The following is a 26,665-nucleotide window of genomic DNA, read 5'->3' as shown; positions in this document are numbered from 1 at the left end:
AAGCCGGGCTTTTTTTATTAGATAGTTCAGGAAAAGTAATCGTAATTTTGGGCGCTTGAATTTTTGAGATCATGAATAAACCAAATCGTAAACAGGACGCCCTAAACTACCACTCAAAAGGCCGTCCCGGTAAAATACAGGTAGTGCCTACAAAGCCAACCAACTCTCAGCGCGACTTAACATTAGCATACTCCCCGGGTGTGGCGGAGCCATGCCTGCGCATAGCCGAAAATGTAGATGATGTATATAAATATACTGCAAAAGGTAACCTGGTAGCCGTTATTAGTAATGGTACAGCGGTACTTGGCCTGGGCAATATCGGCCCCGAAGCCAGTAAGCCGGTAATGGAGGGTAAAGGCCTTTTGTTCAAGATCTATGCGGATATTGATGTGTTCGATTTAGAGATCAACGCCAAAACGGTTGACGAATTTGTAAACATAGTAAAAGCTTTAGAGCCAACTTTTGGTGGTATTAACCTTGAGGATATCTCTGCTCCAACCTGCTTTGAAATAGAGCGCCGGTTAAAGGCCGAAATGAAGATCCCGGTGATGCATGATGACCAGCATGGTACCGCCATCATATCTGGGGCAGCCTTGATGAATGCCTGCGAGATACAGGGTAAAAAGCTTGATAAAATAAAATTAGTAGTGAATGGCGCCGGCGCGGCAGCGGTATCATGTACCAAAATGTACCTTTCGCTTGGGGTTAAAAAAGAGAATCTGGTGATGTTTGACATCAATGGTTTGCTGACCCCGGAACGTACCGATCTGGACGAAATGCGCCTTCAGTTCGCCACAAACCGTAAGGATATTACCACCCTTGCCGATGCTATGAAAAATGCCGACGTATTTGTTGGTCTTTCGGCAGGTAATGTGGTTACTCCGGCAATGCTGGTGAGCATGGCCAAAAACCCAATCGTTTTCGCGATGGCTAACCCCGAGCCGGAGATAAACTTCGACCTGGCAATTGCCGCCCGTAAGGATATCATCATGGCAACCGGAAGGTCGGATTTCCCTAACCAGGTGAACAACGTGTTGGGGTTCCCGTACATCTTCCGCGGTGCGTTGGATGTTAGGGCAACTGCCATTAACGAAGAAATGAAGATAGCCGCGGTAAAGGCCATAGCCGAAATGGCTAAAAAGCCCGTTCCCGAGGCTGTTAATTTAGCATATAACATTACCAACCTAAAGTTTGGCCGCGATTACATCATCCCCAAACCAATGGACCAGCGTTTGATCACCGAGGTGTCTTCGGCGGTTGCCAGGGCCGCTATCGAGTCTGGCGTGGCGCGTAAAACCATTACCGACTGGGATGCTTACAACGAAGAACTACTATCTCGCCTTGGTACTAACAATAAGTTGCTGCGCGACCTGACCAATAAGGCTAAACAAGCGCCAAAACGTGTGGTATTTGCCGAGGCCGATACTTACAAAATATTACGCGCAGCCCAAATCGTTAAAGACGAAGGCATTGCTACCCCGATACTTTTGGGGAATGCCGAGCGCATCCGCGAGATCATGCGCGAGAACGAACTTGACCTTGACGATGTACAGATCATCGACCCTAAAGTAGAAACCGGGCGTTCGCAGGAATTCGCTGAATTTTTATTCAAAAAACGCCAGCGTAAAGGTGTCACCATGATTGAGGCCAAAAAGCTGATGGTGGATCGTAACTACTTTGGTGCCTGTATGGTACATTTTGGCGAGGCGGATGCATTGATCTCCGGCTTAACAAAAGACTACGCAACCACCATTAAACCGGCCCTGCAAATTATCGGTACCGAAGCAAGCGTAAACCGCGTTGCAGGAATGTACCTGATGATCACAGAAAAAGGCCCTGTTTTCTTTGGTGATACTACCGTAAACATCAACCCAACCGCGCAGGAATTAGTTGATATTACCGTATTGATGGACCGCTCTATCAAACAGCTGAATATCAAACCACGCATCGCCGTATTGTCCTATTCCAACTTTGGTTCTAACGAGGGTGAGATCCCTGAGAAAACCAGGGAAACCGTACGCATCCTTCACGAGAAATATCCCGAGATCGTAGTAGATGGTGAAATGCAGGCCAACTTTGCGCTAAACTCCGAACTACTTGCGGATAACTTTAAGTTTTCGGTATTGAATGGCAAACCGGCAAATACATTGATCTTCCCGGGATTGGCATCAGGTAACATTGCCTATAAATTATTGCAGGAAATTGGCGGTGCAGAAGCTGTTGGCCCTATCCTATTGGGTATGAAAAAACCAGTGCATGTGTTGCAGTTAGGTAGCTCGGTTCGCGAAATTGTGAACATGGTTACCATTGCCGTAATAGATGCCCAGGTAAAATGTGCTGAAGGAAAACCATCAAAAGCTAAAAAATAACAAACGATGTACGATTATATTGATGGTAAATTAGTTTTTAGAGGTGGTGCGCACGTGGTGATCGATGCAGGCGGCGTTGGCTACCACATCAATATATCGTTAAATACTTACGGCCAGCTGCCCGAGGGTGAGCGCTGTAAATTATACATCTGGATGCACGTAAAAGAGGATGCGCACACCCTTTATGGTTTTGCTACCGAGGGCGAGCGCAGGCTGTTTACGCACCTGATCTCTATATCCGGCATCGGGCCAAACACGGGGCGAATGATGCTCTCATCAATTACCCCGGCCGAGATCCAGGCGGCTATTGTGCAGGGTAATGTGGCGGCTATCCAGCGCATAAAAGGTATCGGCCCAAAATCGGCCCAGCGCGTGATTTTAGAGCTGCAGGACAAGCTTAAAAAAGAAGGGCCAGACACATTAACGGTAATGCCAGGGTTAAAAACGGCAAAAGATGAAGCCCTTTCTGCCCTTGTGATGCTTGGATTTGTTCGTAACGTTGCAGAGAAAGTTTTAGATCAGGAAATAAGCAAAAATACAGGTGTCTTAACTGTAGAACAATTGATTAAAGCTGCACTAAAAAGCTTATAATTACCTTGCAATAATTTATACCACTTGATAAAATTTTTTACTAAGCTTTTTGTAGTTATACTCTTTGTATCTGCTTTAAGCGGAGTGGGTAAATCATATGCACAAACGCCGGTAAACACGCCTAAAATACCCCAGCCAACGCGGGGGCAGCCGGGCACTCAAATTGCGGGGCAAGGGCTCCCCGGTCAACAACAACAGCAGCAGCAACTTCCGGGCCAACAACAGCAAACTACCGGGCAGCAACAACGCCAACCGGGCCAAGGTCAGCAGGTACCCAAAACTACTACTACAACCTCTACTTTAAAAGTTGATACCAGCATCCAGCTGGGCCCAATAAGTTTGTCGGAAGCACATAGTAAAAGGGAACGTAACGGCATATTTTTTACCGATCCCCCGGGGCTTGTACGTACCGTTGAATACGATGCTGCAACCAACAAGTATATTTTATACGAACGGGTAGGCAACCTGCTGTACCGTGCGCCGCAGTATTTAACCTTTGGCGAATACCTTCTGCTGCAACAGCGCGGTGTAAAGCGCGAATACTTTAAGCAGCTGTCAGACAATTACAATATCGAATCTGAAAAGCCGGGCTTTATCCCGCAGATGAAGATCAGGAGCAAAACTTTTGAGCAGATCTTCGGTAGCTCAAACATCAATATCCGCCCGCAGGGATCGGCAGAGGTAATATTGGCCGGGCAGATCAACAAGAACGAGAACCCGCTGTTCAACACCCGCCAGCGTAACCAGTTCAACTTTAATTTCGATCAGCGCATCCAACTGAATGTTACCGGCGAGATAGGTGATAAGTTAAAGATCACTACCAACTATAATACCGAGGCACAATTCCAATTTGAGAACCAGATAAAACTGGATTATACCGGCCACCCGGACGAGATCATCCAGAAAATTGAGGCTGGTACCGTAAGCATGCCTTTGAACACTACGCTCATATCGGGCAGCCAGGCGTTATTTGGTGTTAAAACCAAGTTGAAGTTTGGCAAGCTGGACGTAACGAGCATTTTCTCGCAACAGCGCTCGCAATCAAAAAATATTACCATTACCAATGGCTCGCAGCAGCAAAATATAAACATTACCGCTGCCGATTACGAGGGCAATAAACACTTTTTCCTATCACAATATTTCCGCAATACCTACAACAGAACGCTGGCGAATATCCCCATCATTAGCTCTAATGTAAACATCACTAAAATTGAGGTTTGGACAACTAACCGTACCAACGTAACTACTGATTCTCGAGACATACTGGCCTTTATTGACCTTGGTGAGAACAAGCCATACAATACAACCTTAATACAGGGCGGCGCGGGCTTTAGCGGCTTGCCCGCAGGCTTCAAAGGCCCTGGCTTTACACAACAGTCAAACTCGTTATTAAACAATTTGCCGCCGGGCACGCGTACTACCAACTCTAACGACGCGGCGGCATATTTCCGGACTACAGGCGCTACAGACAACTACGCGAAACTTACTTATGCCCGTAAACTAACGGATAAAGAATTTACCCTGCACCCGCAGTTAGGTTATATCTCCTTAAATTACCCTTTAAATAACGATGAGGTTTTGGCCGTGGCCTACCAATATTCAGTTAACGGGGTGCAGTACCAGGTGGGTGAGTTCAGCAGCGACAGGGCGGTTGACCCAAATACGCCTACGGTTTTGTACACCAAATTGTTAAAGAACGAATTGCTTAAAACCAACCTACCAACCTGGGGCCTGATGATGAAGAACATCTATTCACTTGGCGCGTACCAGATAAGCCCTACCAACTTTAAACTGAACATTTCTCGTTTGGATGATAAATCGGGTATTGAGAAAACCATTATGGACGATGGCGCAAACACCAAAAGTAAACGGTGGATGCAAATAACGGGGGTAGATAACCTGGATCAGCAAAATGATAAACGCCCCGATGGTTATTTCGACTTTTTAGAAGGTGTAACCATCGATTCGCAGCAGGGGCGCATCATGTTCCCCGTGTTGGAGCCTTTTGGCAGCGACCTTGCCAAACAGTTCACCGCCAGTGAACCAGACCTGGTTGCCCGTTATGTTTACCAGCCCTTGTATGATTCTACCAAGATCATCGCGCAGCAATTTTTCCCAAAACTGAACAGGTATTTAATAAAGGGTACATACACTTCGCAAAGCGGATCGGAGTATCAATTGAACGCAGTGAATGTGCCACAGGGTTCGGTAGTAGTTACTGCAGGGTCGGTTAAATTACAGGAAGGTTCAGATTATACTATTGATTACAGCGCGGGCCGGATTAGGATCTTAAACCAAGCCTTGCTTTCATCCGGACAAACCATTAACGTTAAGTTAGAGAATAACGAGCTTTTTGGTGTACAGCAAAAGTCCTTATTTGGGTCGCGGTTGGATTACCACGTAAGCGATAAATTATTGTTGGGTGGTACCATTATGCACCTAACCGAGCAACCCATCACCCAAAACGAAATTGTTGGCGAGGAATCTATCTCCAATACCATCTGGGGGCTTGATGCAAATTACAGCACCCAATCGCGCTTTTTAACCCGCTTGGTAGATAAGATCCCGTTCATCAACACCAAGGCGCCATCAACCATTAATTTTAGCGGTGAGTTTGCCAAACTGATGCCGGGCAGCCCGGGTGCGTTAAATTTCGCGGGGTCTAAGAACGGCACATCATACCTGGACGATTTTGAGAATAGCCGTTCGGTTATCGATATAAAAAGCGCTATTAACTGGCAAATTTCGGGCACGCCGCAGATGTTTGCCGAAAGCGATGCCTTTAACGATCTGAGCTACGGCTTTAACCGCGCGCGGCTGTCCTACTTTAACATCGACCCGATATTTTATACCAGTTCTAATACCATCCCGGTATCGCGCAGCGAATTATCAAACCATTATGTTAGACAGGTTATTGAGCAGGAAGTTTTTCCTTACAAGCAATCTACAACCGGCCAGCCTTTGAGCCTTTCAACCTTGAACATGGTGTTTTACCCAACCGTTCGTGGTCCGTATAACTATGCTACTACTGGCGTAAACACCGACGGCACTTTACAAAATCCCAAAGCAAGATGGGGTGGTATGTTCCGTAAATTGGAAACTAATGACTTTGAATCGCTTAACGTAGGCTACATTGAGTTTTGGATGATGGATCCGTTCATCTACAAACCAAACTCGGCAGGTGGTGATCTTTATTTCAACCTGGGTAGCGTATCAGAAGATATTTTAAAAGATGGCCGCAAAAGTTTAGAGAACAGCCTGCCTGTTGATGCTGCCAACGCCGGCAATGTTGATGAAACTGTTTGGGGTAAGGTGTCAAAACTACAGCCGGTTATCAATGCTTTTGATAACAATCCGGATTCGCGCCGTTTGCAGGATGTGGGGTTGGATGGATTGAACGATAATGATGAGAAAACAAAATTCGCGCCGATACTACAGCAGGCGCAGGGTGTATTAAGTCCCCTGGCTATAGCTGCGCTGACTGCCGATCCATCAACAGATGATTACCAATACTATCAGGGTGGTGCGCTCGACCAAAGAAATGCCGGCATCCTGGAACGTTACAGCCGTTACAATGGTACAGATGGTAACTCTAAAACAGCGGAGCAATCGCAAGCGGAACTGGGCATCCAGACGTCGGCGTCAACCTCTTTACCAGATGGTGAGGACATTAACCGAGATAACAACATGAGCCAAACGGACGAGTACTTCCAGTACCGCGTTTCTATCCGTCCGCAGGATATGGTTATTGGCCAAAATTTCATCAACGATAAAATTACATCTAACGTAAAGCTACCAAACGGTACTACGCAGGCCGTTACCTGGTACCAGTTTAGGGTGCCTATAAACGAGTACCAAAGCAAGGTTGGTAACATCCAGGATTTTAAGGCCATCCGTTTTATGCGGATGTTCATGACCAATTTTGCCGATACCTCTATCCTGCGTTTTGCTACCCTGCAACTGGTAAGGGGCGAGTGGCGTACCTTTAATGCTGAAAACAACCTGCAAAGTGTTATTGCCGACCCTGCCATTGTAAGCCCTGTTATTGATGGCTCAACTTTAGATGTGCAGGCCGTAAACATCGAGGAGAATGGTAACCGCACACCAATACCTTACGTAGTACCGCCGGGCATTAACCGCCAGCGTAACTATAATAACCTACAAACCGATACCAAGCTAAATGAGCAATCGTTATCCTTAAATGTGACCAACCTGCGCGATGGTTATTCGAGGGCGGCGTTCCGTACTTTCTTTAACGATCTGCGGTCTTACAAACGCATCCAAATGTTTATCCACGCAGAAGGTGACCAGTTAAGGGATAAAGACCTTAACGGATTTGTGCGTTTGGGTGTCGATTACCAGGATAACTATTACGAATACGAAGTGCCTTTGGCTGTTACCCAGCCCGGCACCCGCGACCCTGGAGCCATATGGCCGGCAGTAAACGAGCTGGATCTGCAATTATCCATTTTGATAGATGCTAAACTTGCCCGTAACAATGCCAAGTTAAACGGGCAGCCGTGGCCGTTCACCATCCCGTTCGTATATACTGATGGCACCAATAAGGTAACCATAAAAGGCCAGCCCGACCTGAGCCGACTGCGCACCATTATGCTGGGTGTACGCAACCCATACAAACCCAGGGGACTTGCCGGAGATGACGGATTGAATAAAACAGGTACTGTTTGGTTTGATGAATTGCGTTTAACAGACTTTGACCAGCGTGGTGGCTGGGCTGCTACCGCGAGGGTAGATGCCGCACTGGCAGACTTTGCGAATATCACAGTATCGGGCAGTAAAAGCACCGTGGGGTTCGGTACGCTGGATTCAAGGGTGAGCGACCGTAGCCGAAGCGATAACCAGGCGGTAGATGCATCGGCAAGTATCGAGCTGGGCAAATTTTTCCCGGAAAAAAGCGGGATCCGGATCCCGGCATATGTAAACATCTCTACCCAGATAAGCACCCCGCAATATGACCCTGGTTCGCCTGATGTGGAGCTGAAGAAATCGCTTGCCGCAGCGCCGAGTAATAAAGCACGGGATTCGATAAAGAATGTTACGCAAGATTTTACCACACGTAAAAGCATCAACTTTACCAATGTGCACAAAGAGCGTACAAATACCACCGCGCCTGTGCACGTTTGGAATATTGAGAACTTTGCAGCTACGTATGCCTATACCGAATACCAGCACCACGATTTTAATGTAGAGAATGACTTTGCTAAAACTTATCGCGTAGCGCTGAATTATAATTATAATAAAGACCCTAAATATTATACGCCGTTTGCCAAAATCATCAAAAGTAACCTGCTTGCCCTGGCGCGCGATTTTAACTTTAGCATCCTGCCATCGAGGTTAAATTTTAGTATCAACTTTGATCGTTTTTACTCGGAGAATACCCTGCGTAATAATGACCCGAACAATTTTATCGCTATCCCAACAGCATTCAATAAAAACTTTAACATTACCCGGGTTTACGGTATAGGATGGAATTTGTCGAAAGCCCTAACGCTGGATATAGATGCTACAAACCTATCTGTTGTGGATGAACCGGCTGGCCGGATCAATGGTTTAAAACGCGATACCCTTTGGGAAAACCTTTGGAAGCTGGGCCGTACCACCAACTATAACCACACCATCAATTTAAACTGGTCAGCACCAATAAACAAGCTGCCGGGCCTCGATTGGACAGCCCTAACCGTGCGTTACAGCACCAACTTTAACTGGCAAAGCCAGCCCAAGTTTGCTATAATTAACCCAACGTATGATGTTGGTAACAGCATCCAAAACGCGCGGACTATACAGTTGAATCCAAACCTTAATTTCTCCAACTTTTATAATAAATTTAAGGGGTTGCGGAAGGGTAAGGATGAGAAAACGGGCGCGGCAAAATTCTTCCTGGGGATACTAACGGGCATCAAAAACATCAGCGGTACCTATACCCGTACAGAGGGTACATTCCTGCCGGGATATTTGCCTAAATCGAATCTTTTTGGGCAAGATCTGACGTATGACGCGCCGGGCATAGGCTTCCTGTTAGGTAGCCAGGCCGATATCCGCCAGCGCGCCATAGCCAACGGATGGATAACCACGGATACCTTACAGAACCAGCTTTATGTAAAATCGTTTAACGAGGACATCCGCCTGCGAAGCATTATTGAGCCGGTATCAGACCTGCGTATCGAGCTGATCGCCTTTAAAACACAGGATAAAAATTACCAAACCAACTTTAAATACCTGGCATCAACCAATAGTATCGAAAACCTGAGCCCGGTAACAACGGGCACCTACAGCATCTCTTTCTTTTCATTAGGTACAGCATTTGCAAAATCCGGAGGGGTTACAAGCAGGTCGCCTACTTATCAAAAGTTTTTAGATAACCGTACTATTGTTTCGCAAAGGCTTGGCCTTACTAATCCAAACTCGGGCGTAGCCGCTAATGGTTATGCCGATGGTTACGGGCCTAATGCGCAAAACGTATTGGTGCCTGCATTTTTGGCCGCTTACTCTGGCAAAGATGCAAGCAAGTCGGGCACTAGTCAGTTTCCTAAGATGCCTATCCCTAACTGGCAGATCTCGTACGCAGGGTTGGGCAAGATGCCGTTCTTTGCAGACCTGTTCGACTCGTTCGACTTGAAACATGGTTACCGTTCATCATATAATGTGAGTAGTTTTACCACCCTGCTGCAATACCAGGAGGCCAACGGCGCAGTAGCTTCGAGAGATTTTAATAACGATTTCCTGCCGTTCTACCAGTTCTCGCAGGTGGCCATATTTGAGCAGTTTGTGCCGTTGTTAGGTGCCGACGTACGTTTCAAAAACAGCATGACGGCCAACTTCGAGTACCGTAAAACCCGCTCGTTAAACCTAAGTTTACTAAACAGCCAGCTGGCCCAGCAGGACGAAAATATTTTGGTATTTGGTTTCGGCTACCGCCCTAAAAACTTCAGGATGCCATGGGGCTTATTCGGCACAGGCAACAAGGATAATAACGACATTAACTTTAAGCTTGATGTTGCCGTACGGGATAACAAAACATTGATCTATCGTGCAGATATAGCCGCTGCTGAAGTATCATCGGGCGCGAAGAATATCACGATGCGCCCTTCTATTGATTACGTGATCAATCAACGCTTTAACTTGAATTTGTTTTACGATAGCAACATCACCAAGCCATATACCTCGCAGTCGTTCAATACCTCGTTCACTAATTTTGGTATTAATTTGAAGTTGCTGTTGCAGTAGCGCAGGTGTAGATTAAGATTTTTTCTTCTCCTTAAACTTCTTCTCCTCATTCTCTTTCTTTTCTTTCGCTTCCTTCAGCCGTTTTTCCTTCTTTAGCTTATCAGCATCTTCTTTCTTGCCTTTTTCCTTTGCATCACCCACGCCGGCGCAGGCTTTAATGCCATTCAATATGGAAAGCCACACCGTTTTAAAGAATGGGAAATTAGCAGGGCGAATGAAAACAACTTTAGCCGTACGCGGCGCGGTTTTGCCATCATCCGGGTTATCGTGTTTGATGATGACGGCATTGGTAAGCGTAGATAAGATGGATTTTTTGCTATAGCCTTTCTCATCGTCCTTCCTCAATACATCAACATTCAAATCGTTATATAAAAAGTTAACCGTGCCGGTAGATGTTTTTTGTGTGCTGTTGAAATTAAAGTCGAGGCTTTTTACCCTGCCGGATGTTATTTTAACCATAGATAGCGGCATAGTTGCGGGGTTGGCGGCAGCAATGTCCATTGGCTCCAGGTGCCCTTTGTAGCTATATTTGTAACCGGCATCGTTAAGATTAAATGTAAAGGAGAGATCCAGCTTGCCTTTGCCCATGAAATAGCTGGTAAGGTTAGCCGTAGCAATATTTTTTTTGCCAGTAAATCTTTTCTGTTGGTAAGGTTGCGTAAACGAGCAGAAATATTGTTAAACACAACCGAACCTGTTTTCATTGGCCCCTCGTTTAGTTGCGTATAAGTAAAGGCAAAATGTTTCAGGTCGAGCGTGTCTATATTCAGCGTAGCTTTTTGGCGTGGCGGATAGCCCAGTAGGGAAAGGTTACCAGCCTGTCGGTGGTTTGCAGTTGGCCGTTGTAATTGCTGTAAACCTCAAAATAACCGTTGTCCATTACCAGGCGCTTTACATCCAGCGATTGATCTTTTTGATATGTGATGTAATCGAAATTATTTAACTGAATGGAATCTATCCGCAGGGTAAAACGGTCGCTTTGCTTCGCTTGAAAAATATCGTGTGATCAATGGGCTGCAAATTCAACCCGCGAACGGTAAGTTTTTTAGTTTGGGTGGAGAGTTTAACTGTCCTCACTTTAAAAGTATACAAGCCATCAACTGATTTGCTGCTGTAGTTTTTTAGTTGTGTAGTAACATCCTTATAAAAACCGCGAGGTATCTGTTTGCGTAGTCGAATCTATCAGCAGATCGGTAGCTTTTACATCCATCTCCTTAAGCTCTGAAATAGCGATTTTTGGCGCGGTGTGATTGCGCTGCTTGTAGTTAATATCAGTCAGTAAGATCTCGCCTACATGCACCAGCTTAAAGCTTTTTGATAGTTTTTGATATAATGTACGTTTATCCTTCCTGGCCGTATCAGTGTCCTTATCCGAATATTTATCGATGGCGATTTCCGGAGAATTTAGTGTGATGCGGCTAATGTTGAGTTTCTTTTTAAAGTAAAGTTCAAACGCGTGTGCGCCGGATATTACGAGGCGTTTAACATGCAGTTCGTAAAGTTTACCGGGTGCTGCGCCGCGCTTTCTCATTTGCTGATAAACAGTGGGGTCGGCTTTAAACGTGATGTCGTATAACACGGCTTTGCCTTGCAGTACGTTCAGGTCAAGGTCGCTGTAATTGATCGTGTAAAGGCTATCGGTGCCTTTTAAAATAGCCTCTTTTAACTTGGCGGATAGTTTAGGTGCCAGGATGCTATTAATACAAAGGGCTGCAACAAGCATAATTATAACCAGTGCTCCAACTACTATCAGTAGTATTTTTAGCCAGCGTTGTTTGAGAATATTATTAGCCATGGTTTCGGTTCGTTAAACTTTAGCGACTCTATGGCTGCTTGCGTGGTACTATAACAATAAAAACTGAAAATTGTTAAATGCTGACAAACTGTCACTTCATTATATAAAAAAATTGTATTTTTGCGGTTCAATTTTACGATGACGATGGATTTTCTTATACCGGATAAAGTGCATGATGAGAGCAGGCAGGGCGAGGCTTTAGTATTAGAACCTGTTGGTAAACACAATGGCCGTAAGCTTTATATAGAAAGCTATGGCTGCGCCATGAATTTTTCTGACAGTGAGATAGTAGCTTCAATATTAGCCGAAAAAGGCTTTGAAACCACATCAGATTTTAACAATGCGGATGTGATCTTCATCAACACCTGCTCGATACGAGAGAACGCGGAAGTGCGCGTACGTAATCGCCTGAAAGAATTTGCAGGGGCAAAATTCAGGAACCCCGGTATGGTGGTTGGCGTTTTAGGCTGTATGGCTGAACGCTTAAAAGCCAAATTTTTAGAAGAAGAAAAACTGGTTGATGTTGTAGTAGGCCCCGATGCTTACCGCGACCTGCCAAACCTTATAGAACAGGTTGATAGCGGCCAAAAAGCAGTAAACGTATTACTTAGTCGCGAAGAAACCTATGCTGACATCAGCCCGGTACGCTTAAACAGCAATGGCATAAACGCCTTTGTATCCATTATGCGGGGGTGCGACAATATGTGCTCGTTTTGCGTGGTGCCGTTTACCCGTGGCCGCGAACGCAGTCGCGACGCATACTCGGTAGTTGCCGAGTGTAAAGACCTTTTTGATAAAGGCTACCGCGAGGTTACCTTGTTAGGGCAGAATGTAGATTCGTACAAATGGAGCCCCACCCAACCCTCCCCGGAAGGGAGTGCTTTAGAAACCAAAGCCAATCAAAAAGTCTCCCCTGCCGGGGGAGATTTAGAGGGGGCAGTAAACTTCGCTAACCTGTTAGAAATGGTTGCTTTGATCAGCCCAGAATTGCGCGTACGTTTTTCAACATCGCACCCTAAAGATATCACCGACGAAGTTTTATATACCATTGCCAAATACGATAACATTTGCAATTACATACACCTGCCGGTACAAAGCGGTAACAGCCGCATATTGGATATCATGAATCGTACTTACGACCGTGAGTGGTACATGAACCGTATTGATGCCATCCGCAGGATAATACCGAATTGCGCGATATCTACAGACATTATCACCGGTTTTTGTACCGAAACTGATGAAGAGCATAACGATAGCGTAACCATGATGGATTACGTGAAATACGATTTTGCCTACATGTTTAAATACAGCGAAAGGCCGGGAACTTTAGCCGCCAAACGCTATGCGGATGATATCCCCGAAGAAGTAAAACAACGCCGTTTGTCGCAAATTGTGGCTAAGCAGCAGGAATATTCTTTCTACAGGATGCAGGCACGTATTGGCAGGATAGAAAAAGTGCTGATAGAAGGCTTTTCCAAAAAATCGGACAAAGACTACTGTGGCCGCAGCGATCAAAACGCTATGGTGATATTCCCGGTAAGCGAAGCTTACAAGCCGGGCCAGTACGTTAATGTGGTGGTGGAGCGGACTACATCGGCGACGTTGATAGGAAGAATTGTAGATTAATTTGATGATTTGAAAATTTGAAGATGAGCTCATTTCCAAATTTTCAAATTGCCGAATCTTCAAATTTAATAAATGGAAGTACAAGAAATCAAACAACGCTTTGGTATCATCGGCAACTCGCCGTTGTTGAACAGGGCAATAAATATAGCTAACCAGGTTGCACCTACAGATATCTCGGTATTAATTACCGGCGAGAGTGGTAGCGGTAAAGAGGTTTTTTCGCACATTATCCACCAGATGAGCCCGCGTAAGCATGGGCCGTTCATAGCGGTTAACTGCGGGGCTATCCCCGAGGGTACCATCGATTCGGAACTATTCGGGCACGAAAAAGGCGCTTACACAGGTGCCGTTGGCGAGCGTAAAGGTTACTTTGAAACCGTGAATGGTGGTACTATCTTTTTAGATGAGATTGCCGAAATGCCATTAGGCACCCAGGCGCGCTTGCTCAGGGTTTTAGAATCGGGCCAGTACATTAGGGTGGGGTCATCTAAGGTTGAGAAAACCAATGTGCGTGTTATTGCAGCAACCAACGTGGATGTTTACGATGCGGTTAAAGCCGGTAAGTTCCGAGAGGATCTTTACTATAGGCTAAACACTGTTCCGTTGAAGATTCCACCATTGCGCGAAAGGAAGGAAGATGTATTCCTGCTGTTCCGCAAGTTTACTTCAGATTTTACCGATAAGTACCGCAGCCCGCCTATCCAATTAGATGAAGCAGCGCAGCAGGTACTCATCAATTATTCGTGGCCGGGTAATGTTAGGCAGTTGAAAAATATGGCCGAGCAATTAGCCGTTTTAGAACGCGACCGCGTAATAACTGCGCCAACACTGCTAACCTATATACCACACGAAGCAAGCCGCAGCAATTTGCCAATGCGCCTGGACAATCAGCCGAAAGAGGATTTTTCTGAGCGGGATATCCTATACAAAGTGCTGTTTGATATGAAGCGCGACATGGTTGAGTTGAAGAAGCTGGTAGCAGATATTATTGAGCATGGCGGTGTAAGTACCCACTACGCAAATAATTCGCCGGCTGTAACCCAGCTTTACCGCGATATTGAATTGCCCACCAATAACCGCGAAGCACAATTTACCCTACAGCAACCCGTTAACAATAACGTTAGCAGCAATAATAATAACGATTATAACATAACGCACGAAGCCGAAGAGGTGGAGGAATCGCTGTCGCTGATAGAAAAGGAATCTGACCTGATCCGCAAAGCGCTTAAAAAGCACAAAGGCAAGCGCAAACTGGCTGCAAATGAGCTGGGCATTTCAGAAAGAACTTTATATCGTAAAATAAAAGAATTAGATTTATAGGGTACTATATCAAATGAAGAAAAGGTTATTTTTAAATGTATTAACGTTGGGCATGGTAGTGATGCTTTTTAACTCGTGTGCCTACAAGTTGTCGCTTAATGGTGCATCCATACCAGTAGGTCTAAAAACAATTGATGTTCAGTTTTTTGAAAATAACGCTCAACTGGTTGTGCCTACCTTAAGCCAAACCTTTACAGAAGCACTAAAAAATCGCATCCGTTCGCAAACCAGCATCAGCATTACCAGAGGCGAGGCTAACGCTACCATGAGCGGGGCAATTACGGGCTACAGTATTGCACCGGTTTCTATACAGGCAACCAATAGTAACACCGCGCCAATTGCAGGTGCCAGCCGTTTAAGCATTACTGTTACCGTAAAATATATGTACGAAGCCGATAAAAAGCTTAATTTTGAGGAAACGTTTACAAAATACAAGGAGTTTGTCGGCGATAGTGCATCGCAGGAACAAACTTTGATACCAGAAATTGTTAAACAATTAACAGACGATATTTTTAACAGGGCCTTTGCCAATTGGTAGGCATATAGTTTATAAAACGTGGATCAATACGTAGATAGCAGGCAGAAAGAAATTTTATGGGACTTGTTGGCTAACCCGGCCGATAACGGATCGTCGTATATCCAAAGCCTGGAGCTTTTGGTTCAGGATAACCCGCAGAGTGGTTTATTGCAAGTATTGTTTGCCCGCGCAGGTGATAAAAAGCAACTAAGCAAAGCAACGGTTTATTTTAACCCGCGCACGCTGCATAAAGTGGTTAACCATCCGCAAGAGCTTGCAGTAGTTAATGATGCAAGCATCATCCATTCTATAAAAGGTATCTACACAACAACCCAAAACTTCTTTAACACTGGCACTGCTACGGCTAAATCTATTGATGCCGATGCATTTGATAATAACGGATACGATGCCCCTGCAAAGCAGGAAAGTATTGTTGCCGAAGAACCACAAAGTGACACAGCACAATTTGATGATGCAAATGCTTTTGACAATAACGGATACAATTCGCCGGAACAACAAGAAGTTATTGTTGCCGATGAACCCGTAAGCGAGCCTTTGCAAATTATTGAAGAACAAGAGGAAGAGCCGACACAAGTTGTTGAGCAACCCGAAGTAACTGAAGAAGTTGCCTTTGCGCCTGTTGATAATTACGAGCACCCTGAAACAGACAATGCGGCGAAAACGCAGGACGCAAATGAGGAAGAAGCTGTTGAAGAAATTACCGAAGCCCCGGTTATTGGCAGCGAATATCACCATACCTATCACGCGTTTGAGAACAGCGAACCTGAAAATATAGAACAACCTGTAACAGAAACGCCTGTTGAAAACGCTTACCAATATAACGAGCCGGAAGCAACTACACAGCAATCTCTGGTAGAAAAGCCTGCACCAGTTGCCGAACAGCAACCCGTTCAGCAAACACCGCCGCCCATCCCCCAATACGAAGGTCCAAGATTTAATTCGCGTTTCCCTAAACCGGGCGCGCAAAATACACCGGAGCCGGAGCAAACGCGTCAGGATATTGAAGATGACGTTTACGACGAGATAGTAGGTATAGAAGATATTGGCTTTAAAGCCACCCCTAACGAGGTAGCTACCGCGCCTGTTGAGGCAAGGTTTAGCGAACCGCATATAGATAGCAGCCCCGAAGAAGAGGAAGCATCAGAAGTGTTGTTCCACCAGCCGCAGCCGGTTGTAGAGCCTTTGCGTGCCGAACATAAGCACATCCAGGAACAGGAAGAACGCCTGATAATGGATAGCGCCATAGGTGCCGATTTCCTGTCATTTGATAAAAAGCTTGATGAGTTACGTGGTGTAAACAATACTGCGCCGTTTGTTCAGGAAGCTGCACCGGTTGAAAATTTATTCCCCGTAGCAACCCAGCCAACAGCGCAATTGGCAGAGCCTGCCGTGCAGCAGGTATCCCGTTACTATGATGATAAAATGCCGTACACTTTTATGTGGTGGCTAAACAAAACCCGTAAGGAGCATGCCGAAACCTTCCAGCCGTACACGAATGGCGAAGCTCCTTCAGCTGATACAAAACCTAACGGAGGCGAGGCAGCAAGGCCGGCAAAACGAGGCAGCGGCAATGAGTTACAGCAGCAGTATTACGAGAATATTTTTAGCCTTACATCAATAAGTGGGGTGCAAAGGGGCGCTGAGGCTGCACCTGTGGCGTTTGATCCCGGTAAAAAGGAAGATGTTATTATAGAACGTTTCATCCATACAGAGCCGCAGATAAAACCGCTGTCGGCAGATAAACTGGATAATGAGAATAAAGCCAAAAGAAGCTCTGAAGACCAGAACGATTTTGTGACCGAAACGCTGGCACGTATTTATTGCGACCAAATGCTATATCATAAAGCGATAGCTACTTATAAAAAATTGATATTGAAATTTCCGGAAAAAAAGCTTTACTTTGTAGTCCAGATTGAACAGTTAGAAAAGAAAACCAATTGATATAATAAGAAATGTATTTAGTTTTAATCATCATCACGATCATTTTATGTGTCCTTTTAGGCCTGATCGTATTAATCCAAAACCCTAAAGGCGGCGGTTTAGCTTCAAATTTTTCAGGTACGTCACAACTAATGGGCGTGCAAAAGACCGGCGATTTTTTAGAAAAAGGAACCTGGGTCTTGGCTATCAGTATTATGGTTTTATCGTTGATGATCAACGTATCTGTTAAAGATGGTTCTCAAAAAGGCAGTGACCCGGCTTTATTAGAGCAGATCAGAAAAGATTCTAAACCAAAGGGTACAACCGCGGCACCTGCACCGTTAAGCACACCAGCTGCTTCACCTGCACCGGTTGCTCAACCTAAAAAGTAATAAGTTTATAAGAAATACTTAAAGGCTTTGGACTATACTCCAAAGCCTTTTTTGCTGAAATAGTGTTGACTGACACGTTGGCACACGGCTGTTAAGATAAAACCAATAGGTTGTAACCTTAGCTTTAAAAGGTGACAATTAAACAGTAAATATGCCAATGCAAAAAATAATTGCTGCTTGGCATAATTGATGTGAAATCCATATACGAAAACTTAAAATTATAAAATCAAAATAGTATTACTATGTCATTAAACATTAAACCCCTTGCGGATAGAGTGGTTGTAGAAGCAGCAGCTGCTGAAACCAAAACCGCTTCTGGTATTTATATTCCTGAAACAGCCCAGGAGAAACCACAAAAAGGAACTATAGTATCTGTAGGCCCTGGTAAGTATGCTGATGTTTCTGGCGCGCTTATCCCAATGACCATAAAGGTTGGCGATTCTGTTTTATACGGAAAATACGCAGGTACCGAGATCAACGTAGACGCCAAAGAATACCTGATCATGCGCGAATCTGACATTTACGCGGTATTATAATTAGTTGTAAAGTTGCAATGTTGAAAGGTTGTAAAGTTGCCTTCCAATATTGAATTTCATAACATTTTAACTTTACAACATTTAAATATTCAAATAAAAAATCATGGCAAAACAAGTTAAATATAATGTTGAGGCACGTGACGCTTTAAAGCGTGGTGTTGATATTTTGGCTAACGCGGTTAAAGTTACATTAGGCCCAAAAGGCCGTCACGTAATTATCGACAAAAAGTTTGGTTCACCGGCTGTTACTAAAGATGGTGTAACTGTAGCTAAAGAAATTGAACTGAAAGACCCTATCGAAAACATGGGCGCGCAAATGGTTAAAGAAGTTGCATCAAAAACTGCTGATATTGCAGGTGATGGTACTACTACTGCTACCGTTTTAGCACAGGCTATTGTTACTGCAGGTATTAAAAACGTTGCAGCTGGTGCAAACCCAATGGATTTGAAACGCGGTATTGATAAAGCGGTTGCTGCAGTTGTAAAAAACTTAAAAACTCAATCACAAACCGTTGGTGAGGATAACAACAAGATCAAACAGGTAGCATCTATATCAGCTAATAACGATGAAGTTATCGGTGCGTTAATAGCTGAAGCTATGGCTAAGGTTGGTACTTCAGGCGTTATCACTGTTGAAGAAGCAAAAGGTACCGAAACTGAAGTTAAAACTGTAGAAGGTATGCAGTTTGACCGCGGTTACCTTTCTCCGTACTTTGTTACCAATTCAGATAAAATGGAAGTTGAGTTAGAAAACCCATACATCCTTATCTACGATAAAAAAATCTCTTCAATGAAGGAATTGCTTCCTATCCTGGAAAAACAAGTACAAACAGGTAAACCACTTTTAATTATTGCTGAAGACTTAGATGGCGAAGCATTAGCTACTTTGGTAGTTAACAAAATTCGTGGTTCGTTAAAAGTTGCTGCTGTTAAAGCACCAGGCTTTGGCGATCGTCGTAAAGCAATGTTAGAGGATATCGCTGTATTAACAGGCGGTACCGTAATATCTGAAGAACGTGGTTACAAACTAGAAAGTGCAGACCTATCTATGTTGGGCCAGGCAGAAAAGATCACTATCGATAAAGACAATACTACACTGGTTAACGGTGCAGGTGATGCAGATTTGATCAAAGGCCGTGTTGGTGAGATCCGTGCGCAGATCGAAACTACCACTTCTGATTACGATAAGGAAAAATTACAAGAGCGTTTAGCTAAATTATCTGGCGGTGTTGCTGTATTGTACATTGGTGCAGCTTCAGAAGTTGAGATGAAAGAGAAAAAAGACCGTGTTGACGATGCTTTACATGCAACCCGAGCGGCTGTTGAAGAAGGTATTGTTGCAGGTGGTGGCGTTGCCTTCATCCGTGCGGTTGCTGCTTTAACAGACCTTAAAGGTGCTAACGAAGATGAGAACACAGGTATCCAGATCATCCGTCGTGCTATCGAAGAGCCTCTTCGCCAGATCTGTGAGAATGCTGGTATCGAAGGTTCGATAGTTGTGCAAAAAGTTAAAGAAGGTACTGCCGACTTTGGTTATAATGCACGTACCGACAAATACGAGAACTTAATTGGCGCAGGTGTTATCGACCCTACTAAAGTAGGCCGTGTAGCATTAGAGAACGCAGCATCTATCGCGGCTATGTTGTTAACCACCGAGTGTGTGTTGGCAGACGAGCCTGATGATGACAAAGGTGGCATGCCACCAATGGGCGGCGGCGGCATGGGCGGCATGATGTAATCATTTCCCCTGTTAAGCATCGCTTAATAAATATTAAACCCTTGTCTGTTAAAGCAGACAGGGGTTTTTTATTGTCGTGTTTTTTACATCGCTTCAAAGGGGTTTTTTTGTGGTTCGGGGGCGTTTATTGGCTTTTAATAACTCGTTTTGTGCGTCTATATTAATCTTTTGTAACATTATTGGTGTTTTACTACTTAGGCACAGCTTTTGAATATGTGCTGGTATGAAACAAATAGTTAAAAAAAGGAAGAACATACACAGCCGCATTGTAGAGTGGGTTTTGTTTAAAGGCCCCGAGCTGTTTGTGACCCTGTACAGTTAATAAAAATTCTTAATTTTGGCTCCTATCTATGGAGCTAAAAGATTTTTATAGTCAATTACATATCTGGTTGGTCGCAAACGGGCCAAGATACTTATTCGGAATAATCCTTTTCTTTGTTGGCCTTTGGGTAATAGCGTTTATTAAATCGCGCCTTACCAGCCGCATGAGTAAACGGGAAGTTCATTCTTCACTACAACCATTTTTCTTAAGTCTTTCTATAACTGCATTATACGCGGTGCTTATCATCAGCGTATTTAATATTATTGGCTTCCAGCTTACTTTTATAAGCACTGTTATTGGTGCATTAGGTGTGGCCGCGGGTTTAGCCCTATCGGGTACTTTGCAAAACTTTGCGGGAGGGGTGTTGATCCTGTTATTAAAACCTTTCGGGATAGAAGACCATATCATAGCCCAGGGCCAGGACGGCCGCGTACAGGCTATCCAGCTTTTTTATACCGAGATATTGACCGCCGATAACAAAACGGTTATCATCCCCAACGGGAAGCTTTTTAACGAGGTTATCATCAACATTACCCGCCAGGGCAAACGCCGTTTAGATGTTGATTTTAAGCTAAATTATGGGGCTGATATCGAACAGGTAAAAGGAATATTAACCACAGCTATAAAGAAAGTGCCTAATATAATGGGCGAACCTGCCGTTAAAATTGGCGTACTTTTGTTAGAAAGTGATGGTATGCGTTTTACCGTACGGGTATGGGTAGATCCCGCTTACTTCTTAGCCACCCAAATAGCCCTGCAGGAAGAAATCATCAATGATGTTAAAGCCGCGGGGATTAAATTCCCGGGGATGGCGTAGGGAAGTGATTAGAGATTAGCCTGTTACAGCAACAAACTAATCTCCCATCTTTAACCACTAATCTCTAAATGTTACCTATTTTTACATTATTCGGATAAGGGACAATCTCAATCATAAAAATTGATGCAACAGCGCGAACAGATTTCGGTATTTGATATGTTTAAGATAGGCATTGGCCCGTCCAGCTCGCATACGCTTGGCCCCTGGCGGGCCGCGCAACAATTTGTTGAGTTGCTTAAACAGAAAGATGCCCTGCCACTTGTTGTACAGGTTAAGATTTTGCTGTACGGATCATTGGCTAAAACAGGCCGCGGCCACGGTACCGATATTGCAATATTGCTTGGCCTAAGCGGCGATGACCCCGTTACTTTTGAGGTTGATAAAATTGACAGCAAAATAGCCGACATTAACCAAACCCACAAACTGCAATTACGCGGCGAAAAAGAAGTTAGCTTTTTTGCGGATGATGACCTGCTGTTCCTTTTTACTGAGAGCCTGCCATTTCACCCTAATGCGGTAACCTTCCAGGCGTTTTTAAGTAACGAGACGGCGGTATCTGCCACATTTTATTCGATTGGTGGTGGTTTTGTGGTGAAAGAAGGCGAGCAAACCAGCCATAAAACGGAGGTGGACCTGCCATTCCCCATTGATACCGCCGGCGACCTGCTGCACTGGTGCCGTAAAACAGGCCTCAAAATATCTGAAGTTGTTTTAGAAAATGAACTTGCCTGGCGTAGCGAAAAGGAAACCCGCGACAGTGTGCTAAATATTTTTAGAGTAATGCAGGAATGTATGTACCGCGGCTGCCACACCGCTGGTAACCTGCCGGGCGGCCTTAATGTTGCCCGCCGTGCATCAGCATTAAATACACGGTTATTAAAAGGTCATAGCTATAGTAATTATACCGAGTGGGTACAGGCCATGCGTCAAACCGGTAACGGCTTCCAAAACATTTTGGACTGGGTAAGCTGTTTTGCGCTTGCCGTAAACGAGGAGAACGCCTCCTTTGGCCGGGTAGTTACCGCGCCTACTAATGGTGCTGCTGGAGTAATCCCTGCGGTACTGCAATACTACATCAGCTTTTGTGATGGTTTTGATGACGAGAAGATAACCCAGTTTTTGTTTACCGCATCAGAGGTGGGCAGTATCTTTAAAAAAGGTGCTACTATATCCGCCGCGATGGGTGGTTGCCAGGCCGAGATCGGGGTATCATCAGCCATGGCTGCAGCAGCCCTTACCGAGTGTTTGGGCGGCAGCCAGCGCCAGGTATTAATGGCGGCAGAGATTGCCATGGAACACCATCTTGGCCTCACCTGCGACCCAATTGGTGGCCTGGTACAAGTGCCCTGCATAGAACGTAACACCATGGGTGCTATAAAAGCCATCACCGCAACTCAACTGGCCCTGCAAAGCAATCCCGATAAAGCCAAAGTAAGCCTCGACGCCGTAGTACGCACCATGTGGCAAACCGCGCAAGATATGAACTCCAAATACAAAGAAACATCCGACGGGGGGCTGGCAATCAATATCCCTATCAGTTTACCGGAGTGTTAGTTTAGTTTAAAAAGGATTTTAAACTTTCTATAGACATAAGGTCGTGGTTTAATAAATCATGAGTGTTATTTCTTAAATTCCTTTCCAACTTCTTTGGCGATTTTTTGTACCCACCAGCTGTACATTTTAGCGGATGGGTGTAGATGGTCGGTAGTAACCAGGTCGGCGTTCATGCCGTCTGTACGGGAGAGGCCTATTATATTAATATAATGCACCTTTGCAGCATCGGCCACTGCTTTGTTTATCATGTTATATTCATCAATTTCTGTGGTGATTTTATCCAGGTTGCGGCCATTGGCGAAGGGGGTAGACCCCCAGTCGGGTATTGATAGTACAAAAACGTGTTGGGGGTTGCCTTTTGCCATAACAATGGCTGCAGTAAGTATTTGGGTAAATTCTGTTTGGTAGGTTTCGTGGTTTTTGTTTTGATACTGGTTATTAACACCAATCAGCAAGGTTACAAAATCAAAAGTTTCGTTTTTGGCAGTACCGACAATCCTTTGCAACAACTCGTCTGTACGCCAGCCGTTTTGCGCAAGCACAACAGGCACGGCCACATTTATACCCTTGCTTTTTAAGGTGGCTGCAAGCTGGTAAGGAAAGCTTTGCGCAGTTGGCAAAAAGCGGCCCACGGTGTAAGAGTCGCCCATGGCCAAGTATCTCACCGAATCGGTAATTGCATGGTTTGCTTTAGTAGGTTGGCAAAAAATCGTCCCCGATGCCATAATAGCCAATAGAAAGCAAAGCGTAATTTTCATACTTAAATTTAATATAAACCTGCTATTTTACCTGCGCATTTACGATTGGTAATAGTTGCGTTACCCAAAGGCTGTACATACTGCCCGATGGGTGCAATCCGTCGTTAGCTATCAGATCCGAGGTATAGCTTGCACGGCGGGATGCAGGGGTGATGTCTACATAGCTTACGCCCAGTTTTTCGGTTTCCTGTTTGTTAATGGCGTTGAACTGGTCAATTTCGGCACCTACCTTATGGGCATCATAACCACCGTTTTTGGCGAATGGTGTAACGCCCCAATCAGGGATAGAGAGTACAAAAACATGCTTCTTGTTTCCGCCTGCATAGTTAATGGCGATGTTTAATAGTTCGGCAAACTCTTTACGGTAATCATCCTGGCTATACCCGCGAAACTGATTGTTCACACCAATAAGCAGGGTAACGATGTTATAGTCGTGTTTGGTGATGCCGCGCTGGATTATGCCTTGTTTAAGATCGCCGGTGGTCCATCCGGTAACGGCAATAATATCGGGATTGGTTACTAAATGGTTGCCTGCCCTAAGGTTTGCTGCCAACTGATAAGGAAATGATTGTGCAGCAGGAACCGATTCACCAATAGTATACGAATCGCCAAGGGCCAGGTAAGTTAAAATGTCTGTTGCAGGCATATTGTTATTGGTGTTTTGCACGGCCGCCTGTGTAGGCACAGTAGCTTTGGTACAGGCCGCAAACGTTGCCATCAAAAATAGTATTGTTAGTATTCGCATTATATCATCTCCATACCAAAAAGTACGGAAATATGATGCTTTAGGATTTTTTTCACTTCGTTCATATCAACCGGGCGCCCAAGTTCGGCCTGCATGGAGGTTACCGCCTTGTCATCAATCCCGCAAGGGACGATGTTCTTAAAATAGTCAAGATCGGGGTTTACGTTAAAGGCCAGCCCATGCATGGTAACCCAGCGACTGCAACGCACGCCCATCGCACAAATTTTGCGGGCCCGCTTGTTATCGGCATCAAACCAAACACCGGTATAGCCGGAGTAACGGCCTGCGGTTAAGCCGTAATCTGCCAGGGTAAGAATAATAGCATCTTCCAGCGTGCGCAGGTACAGGTGTATATCGGTAAAGAAGTTGTCGAGGTCTAAAATAGGATAACTCACCAATTGGCCGGGGCCATGGTATGTAATGTCGCCACCGCGGTTAATGGGGTAGTAAACGGCGTTTTTATCTTTTAATCCCTGCTCATCTAAAAGCAAATGCTCGGCCTTGCCGCTTTTGCCGAGGGTGTAAACGTGCGGGTGTTCGCAAAAAATAAGGTAGTTGGGGGTAATGGCATCTTCAATCGGCTCATCGCCACCGGCAAGCGCCAAGTTGCGGTTACGGATATCGGTCTTCAGTTTAACGGTTTCGCCAAATAGCTTTTCCTGGCGGTCCCAGGCCATCTGGTAATCCGTTAATCCCCAATCCTGAAAAATTACTTTTTTGTTCTGCATATGCATTATCCCTTCACGTATCCTATCATGTAATCTTCGTACTGCATATAGCCAACCTCATAGTCAATATCAACTTTGCCCTTGTGAAGTTTGGCCTGCAGCACGTCGTGGTGCTGAAACGTAAAGGGCTGCAAAGATATATTATCTGCAAATGATACCTCTTTTTGTCCGTAGCATTTATAAACGGCCTCTTTAGCGCACCAGCAAACGTAAAGCTGCTGAATTTTATGCTGATCGGTTATAAAATTTAATTCGTGCGGCAGTAAAAACTTGTGGGCTATCCGCTCTACCTTTTCTTTTATCTGTTCAATATCAATACCCACAGGGCGCGTCTTGCTGATCATCACCGCGGCATAATCATATGAGTGGCTAAGCGAGATATGATAGGGCAGGCTCACCAGGTAAGGCTTGCCATGACTGTCGACTTTAGCATCGATGTAATCATCGGTACCCAGCATTTTGCGGAGTAGTACGCGGGTGCCCAGCCAGTGCAGGTAGCGCTTGCTTTTGCTTATTATTTTTGTGTAGGCTTTCTCGGTATCGTTTAGCTGGAGTTGTTTGTATAGTTCGTCGGCGGTTTCTTCTATCCTCCACAGCGCAAACTCTGTATCATCGTCAATCTGTTGTCGGTACGCTATAGCCATGGATGGTAAAATTGCAAAAAAGGTAGCCAAATTGTATCAGCTAAATATAATAATTAACGTTAATTATTCGGCCTGTAACTAATGGGTATAAACGTACGTCATACAGGCACTAAACATTTTTTGCATCACAATTAACACAAAATGAAGAAGATATACATATCGGCCGCAGTTTTATTGGCTGTGGCCATAACAGAAGGCTGCATCAAACAACGCGTTGCCGAAAGCAGTGCAGCAAAACATATCAGCGTACGAAAAGCGCTTTGAAATTTGGGGTAGGATTAGTGTGAGTGAGTATTGCCAAACGGTGGTACAATTGGCCGCTTTGTACAAAGTACAAAGCGGTTTTGTCGTTTTTGGGGCGATAAAGAGTGTAATACCTGTTGGCGGTTAGGGCAAATAATCTTAATTTTAAGCCCAGTATTTTTTATATGATTTTATCAGACAAGCGCATCCTCGAAGAGATTGAAAAAGGGAGTATTATAATTGAGCCGTTTAAACCGGAATGCCTGGGCACAAACTCTTACGATGTGCATTTGGGCAAGCACTTGGCCACTTATAAAGACCGCGTGCTGGATGCCAAACTGCATAATGAAATTATTGGTTTCGAGATCCCAAAGGAAGGCTTTGTATTACAGCCCAATACGCTGTACCTGGGTGTAACGGTTGAATATACCGAAACGCACAAACACGTTCCTTTCCTGGAAGGGAAATCAAGTACAGGCCGTTTGGGTATTGATATCCATGCAACCGCTGGTAAAGGCGATGTGGGCTTTTGTAATACCTGGACGCTGGAGATCTCATGCGCCCAACCTGTTAAGATATATGCCGGCATGCCAATCGGTCAACTGATCTATTTTGTGGTTGAGGGCGAGATTGAAACCCTATATAACACCAAAAGCAACGCCAAATATAACAACCCTACCACCCGCCCGGTAGAGAGCATGATGTGGAAGAATAAGTTTTAATACTGCAGGTAAATCACAATTATTGCGTAGCATTGTTTTATATTGTGATTTACCTGTAAATG

20 protein-coding genes are annotated in these 26,665 nt (G+C 44.8%); 14 read left to right on the top strand and 6 right to left on the bottom strand.

Going from position 1 to position 26,665, the window contains the following annotated elements:
- The first annotated feature begins 71 nt into the window (after nucleotides 1-71).
- From RHM67_RS20230 to sprA, 3 genes are read left to right on the top strand one after another with little or no spacing between them, the layout of a single operon-like run.
- Complete coding sequence (locus RHM67_RS20230) at nucleotides 72-2,369, top strand: NADP-dependent malic enzyme (RefSeq protein WP_322229212.1); 2,298 nt, start codon at nucleotides 72-74, stop codon at nucleotides 2,367-2,369.
- A 6-nt stretch (nucleotides 2,370-2,375) separates the two neighbouring features.
- Nucleotides 2,376-2,960 (top strand): Holliday junction branch migration protein RuvA, encoded by a 585-nt coding sequence (gene ruvA, locus RHM67_RS20225; RefSeq protein ID WP_322229210.1) that lies wholly within the window; start codon nucleotides 2,376-2,378, stop codon nucleotides 2,958-2,960.
- A 24-nt stretch (nucleotides 2,961-2,984) separates the two neighbouring features.
- Nucleotides 2,985-10,205: a cell surface protein SprA gene (gene sprA, locus RHM67_RS20220; protein ID WP_322229208.1), complete on the top strand. Its 7,221-nt coding sequence runs from the start codon at nucleotides 2,985-2,987 to the stop codon at nucleotides 10,203-10,205.
- Between the two features lie 12 nt (nucleotides 10,206-10,217).
- Here sprA and RHM67_RS20215 read toward each other — a convergent pair whose 3' ends face one another.
- Nucleotides 10,218-10,793, bottom strand: a complete 576-nt coding sequence (locus RHM67_RS20215; RefSeq protein ID WP_322229206.1) for a hypothetical protein — start codon at nucleotides 10,791-10,793, stop codon at nucleotides 10,218-10,220.
- A gap of 553 nt (nucleotides 10,794-11,346) precedes the next feature.
- A complete protein-coding gene (locus RHM67_RS20210; protein WP_322229204.1) occupies nucleotides 11,347-12,000 on the bottom strand; it encodes a hypothetical protein in 654 nt (217 codons plus the stop codon).
- Nucleotides 12,001-12,144: 144 nt separating this feature from the next.
- Here RHM67_RS20210 and RHM67_RS20205 point away from each other — a divergent pair, with 144 nt between their 5' ends.
- The 9 genes from RHM67_RS20205 to RHM67_RS20165 all read left to right on the top strand — a co-directional run bounded on the left by RHM67_RS20205 (nucleotide 12,145) and on the right by RHM67_RS20165 (nucleotide 22,763).
- Nucleotides 12,145-13,626, top strand: a complete 1,482-nt coding sequence (locus RHM67_RS20205) for a MiaB/RimO family radical SAM methylthiotransferase (RefSeq protein ID WP_322229202.1) — start codon at nucleotides 12,145-12,147, stop codon at nucleotides 13,624-13,626.
- Between the two features lie 72 nt (nucleotides 13,627-13,698).
- Nucleotides 13,699-14,946: a sigma-54 dependent transcriptional regulator gene (locus RHM67_RS20200; RefSeq protein ID WP_322229200.1), complete on the top strand. Its 1,248-nt coding sequence runs from the start codon at nucleotides 13,699-13,701 to the stop codon at nucleotides 14,944-14,946.
- A 13-nt stretch (nucleotides 14,947-14,959) separates the two neighbouring features.
- A complete protein-coding gene (locus RHM67_RS20195) occupies nucleotides 14,960-15,484 on the top strand; it encodes an LptE family protein (RefSeq protein ID WP_322229198.1) in 525 nt (174 codons plus the stop codon).
- An 18-nt stretch (nucleotides 15,485-15,502) separates the two neighbouring features.
- The gene (locus tag RHM67_RS20190; protein ID WP_322229196.1) at nucleotides 15,503-17,425 is read left to right on the top strand and encodes a hypothetical protein; all 1,923 of its coding nucleotides are present in this window, start codon (nucleotides 15,503-15,505) and stop codon (nucleotides 17,423-17,425) included.
- A gap of 11 nt (nucleotides 17,426-17,436) precedes the next feature.
- On the top strand, nucleotides 17,437-17,796 hold the full coding sequence (gene secG, locus RHM67_RS20185) for a preprotein translocase subunit SecG (RefSeq protein WP_322229194.1): 360 nt from the start codon (nucleotides 17,437-17,439) through the stop codon (nucleotides 17,794-17,796).
- Nucleotides 17,797-18,038: 242 nt separating this feature from the next.
- Entirely contained in the window at nucleotides 18,039-18,332 is a 294-nt protein-coding gene (locus RHM67_RS20180; protein ID WP_322229192.1) for a co-chaperone GroES, read from the top strand.
- A gap of 100 nt (nucleotides 18,333-18,432) precedes the next feature.
- The gene (gene groL, locus RHM67_RS20175; protein WP_369124766.1) at nucleotides 18,433-20,070 is read left to right on the top strand and encodes a chaperonin GroEL; all 1,638 of its coding nucleotides are present in this window, start codon (nucleotides 18,433-18,435) and stop codon (nucleotides 20,068-20,070) included.
- A 485-nt stretch (nucleotides 20,071-20,555) separates the two neighbouring features.
- A complete protein-coding gene (locus tag RHM67_RS20170; protein ID WP_322229189.1) occupies nucleotides 20,556-21,209 on the top strand; it encodes a mechanosensitive ion channel family protein in 654 nt (217 codons plus the stop codon).
- A gap of 123 nt (nucleotides 21,210-21,332) precedes the next feature.
- Nucleotides 21,333-22,763, top strand: a complete 1,431-nt coding sequence (locus RHM67_RS20165) for an L-serine ammonia-lyase (protein ID WP_322229187.1) — start codon at nucleotides 21,333-21,335, stop codon at nucleotides 22,761-22,763.
- A gap of 65 nt (nucleotides 22,764-22,828) precedes the next feature.
- On the opposite strand, the gene RHM67_RS20160 is transcribed toward RHM67_RS20165, so the two are convergent.
- The 4 genes from RHM67_RS20160 to RHM67_RS20145 are packed head-to-tail and all read right to left on the bottom strand — an operon-like array spanning nucleotide 22,829 to nucleotide 25,668.
- On the bottom strand, nucleotides 22,829-23,521 hold the full coding sequence (locus RHM67_RS20160; protein WP_322229185.1) for an SGNH/GDSL hydrolase family protein: 693 nt from the start codon (nucleotides 23,519-23,521) through the stop codon (nucleotides 22,829-22,831).
- Nucleotides 23,522-23,543: 22 nt separating this feature from the next.
- Entirely contained in the window at nucleotides 23,544-24,239 is a 696-nt protein-coding gene (locus RHM67_RS20155; RefSeq protein WP_322229183.1) for an SGNH/GDSL hydrolase family protein, read from the bottom strand.
- A 26-nt stretch (nucleotides 24,240-24,265) separates the two neighbouring features.
- On the bottom strand, nucleotides 24,266-24,994 hold the full coding sequence (gene lipB, locus RHM67_RS20150) for a lipoyl(octanoyl) transferase LipB (RefSeq protein ID WP_322229181.1): 729 nt from the start codon (nucleotides 24,992-24,994) through the stop codon (nucleotides 24,266-24,268).
- Between the two features lie 5 nt (nucleotides 24,995-24,999).
- Entirely contained in the window at nucleotides 25,000-25,668 is a 669-nt protein-coding gene (locus tag RHM67_RS20145; RefSeq protein ID WP_322229180.1) for a 4'-phosphopantetheinyl transferase family protein, read from the bottom strand.
- Nucleotides 25,669-25,779: 111 nt separating this feature from the next.
- On the opposite strand from RHM67_RS20145, the gene RHM67_RS20140 reads away from it, so the two are divergent.
- Nucleotides 25,780-25,902 (top strand): hypothetical protein, encoded by a 123-nt coding sequence (locus tag RHM67_RS20140; RefSeq protein ID WP_322229178.1) that lies wholly within the window; start codon nucleotides 25,780-25,782, stop codon nucleotides 25,900-25,902.
- A gap of 164 nt (nucleotides 25,903-26,066) precedes the next feature.
- Nucleotides 26,067-26,603: a dCTP deaminase gene (gene dcd, locus RHM67_RS20135; RefSeq protein WP_252759311.1), complete on the top strand. Its 537-nt coding sequence runs from the start codon at nucleotides 26,067-26,069 to the stop codon at nucleotides 26,601-26,603.
- Nucleotides 26,604-26,665: the final 62 nt, after the last annotated feature.

The sequence above is a fragment of the Mucilaginibacter sp. 5C4 genome (assembly GCF_034345625.1).
Taxonomy (GTDB): domain Bacteria; phylum Bacteroidota; class Bacteroidia; order Sphingobacteriales; family Sphingobacteriaceae; genus Mucilaginibacter; species Mucilaginibacter aurantiaciroseus.
Note: the sequence above shows the minus strand (reverse complement) of the source record. Positions and strands in the feature narration are given on the sequence as shown.